This is a genomic window from Acinetobacter sp. KAM396 (genome assembly GCF_021602765.1).
In the GTDB taxonomy this organism is placed as follows: Bacteria; Pseudomonadota; Gammaproteobacteria; order Pseudomonadales; family Moraxellaceae; genus Acinetobacter; species Acinetobacter towneri_A.
On sequence record NZ_BPPH01000077.1, the window covers coordinates 1 to 1,803 of the forward strand.

Sequence of the window (1,803 nt, forward strand, 5' to 3'; positions counted from 1 at the left end):
TGAATTCTTTGCTGTATGTTCTGCGTTTTTTAGCAACAGGAGGTGTTGCTGAATATATATCCATGTTCATGGATTAAGTCCCCACTTGTTTTTAGGTGGGAACTAAATTAAAGCTTATAGGATCGCTTGGTAAGGCTGTGTTAGCCGGATGCTTACATTCCACGTCCAATTTTGCATAGTAGATATTATGCTTCTAATTTTATCTGGCTTTGTTGCACAAAGATTTGAAATGCAAAGCGCCCCTAATTGAGCCAAATTTAAGGCGTAACTTGGGTAAGTGGTCGACCTAATTCCGTAAATCTGTTGAGGACTGCTACACGTGCATGAATTTCATTCACCTGACTAGGAAAGCTTCTTGCCATTAATTTATCGCCTAATAATTTGATGCAATGCATCTTGGTTTCCACCAAACTGCGGCGATGATAGCCTGACCATTTTTTCCATAATGTCCTGCCTAAACGTTTAACTGTTAGAAGTAATTCATTTCGCTCTAGCGAGCTACTCTTTGTATCTTTCCATGGTTTCGCATTTTTTCTAGGTGGAATCACCGCATGTGCTTGCCGATCTGCAATGACCTGACGGCATTGCTTGGTGTCATAAGCTCCATCGGTATAAACAGAGTCAATCTGCTCATCTTGTGGAATCTGATTAAGTAAATCACCAAGCACCTGTGAATCACTGACATTATTGGTTGTGAGCTGAATAGCGCGTATTTGTAGGGTTTTGGCATCTATACCAATATGTAGTTTACGCCATTGGCGACGATATTCAGCTCCATGTTTCTTGCGTTTCCATTCGCCCTCACCTAGAAACTTCATGCCTGTAGAGTCTACGAGTAGATGCAGCCCATCGCTACTTTTTTGGTAGCTGATTGCAATATCAATATGCTTTTGTCTTCTACAAAGCGTACTGTAATCTGGTGCGGTCCAATTTAATCCGCAAAGTTTAATCAGACTTTGCACAAAGCCAGTGACCAGACGTAAAGATAGACGGAATAAGGATTTAATCATTAAGCAGCATTGGATAGCTGCGTCGGAGTAGGTTTGATTTCGCCCTTGTTTGCCTTTTGATGGAGCATACCATTGCGTAGCAGGATCAAACCAAATGGCAATATTTCCGCGACTCATGAGTGCTCGGTTATATGCGGGCCAATTGGTTGTGCGGTAGATTTTGTGTGTAGGCTTCTTCATTTGAAAATTATATCGCTGAAAAAGCCTTTACAGATAGGTTTGTGCAACAAAGCCATTTTATCTTGATATTCTTTTATCTGAACTTTTAATGCTGATCCCAATCCAATTAGCTGTTCATATTCGTCTAAAGTCTAAATTAGTTAAAACAGGATAATTTTCTACATACTGAAAGCTCGTAGAAGATTTTTTATTTAAAGCTTCAACGATTTCAGAAAGCTTATTTGGTCTGTTTTTTAAGAACTCTCTAATCGCATGGGAAGGTATATACAATTGATTAGTGCTTATCAGTTGACTGTAGACTTGCTTGATCGCATTGAAACTTTCTGAATTTGTGTCAACGGCATTCTAAAATTGCCCCCTTTTACCTTACAAATGGCAAAGTAAAATTGACCCCTTTGATCTCGTATTAAGTTTCAACCTGGGGCTTAATCCCAATTCTTTTTTTATCCTTCAAACGATAACTCTCACCCGATATTTGTACCACATGACAGTGATGTAATAGCCGATCTAACATCGCAGCGGTCAACGTAACATCATCCGCAAATGACTTAGACCATTGGCTAAAGGGTAAGTTACTCGTCAATATCGTACTGCCTTTTTCATAACGCTTGGC

General features: G+C 39.7%; 1 protein-coding gene and 2 pseudogenes. All 3 read right to left on the reverse strand.

All coding sequences use genetic code 11. From position 1 onward, the window contains the following. Positions 1-70, reverse strand: a pseudogene (locus L6C30_RS14500) (IS66 family insertion sequence element accessory protein TnpB); the annotation flags it as partial. A gap of 187 nt (positions 71-257) precedes the next feature. Then, a complete protein-coding gene (locus tag L6C30_RS14505; protein WP_236163327.1) occupies positions 258-1,190 on the reverse strand; it encodes an IS5-like element IS17 family transposase in 933 nt (310 codons plus the stop codon). A 406-nt stretch (positions 1,191-1,596) separates the two neighbouring features. Further along, positions 1,597-1,803, reverse strand: a pseudogene (gene istB / locus L6C30_RS14510) (IS21-like element ISAba8 family helper ATPase IstB); the annotation flags it as partial.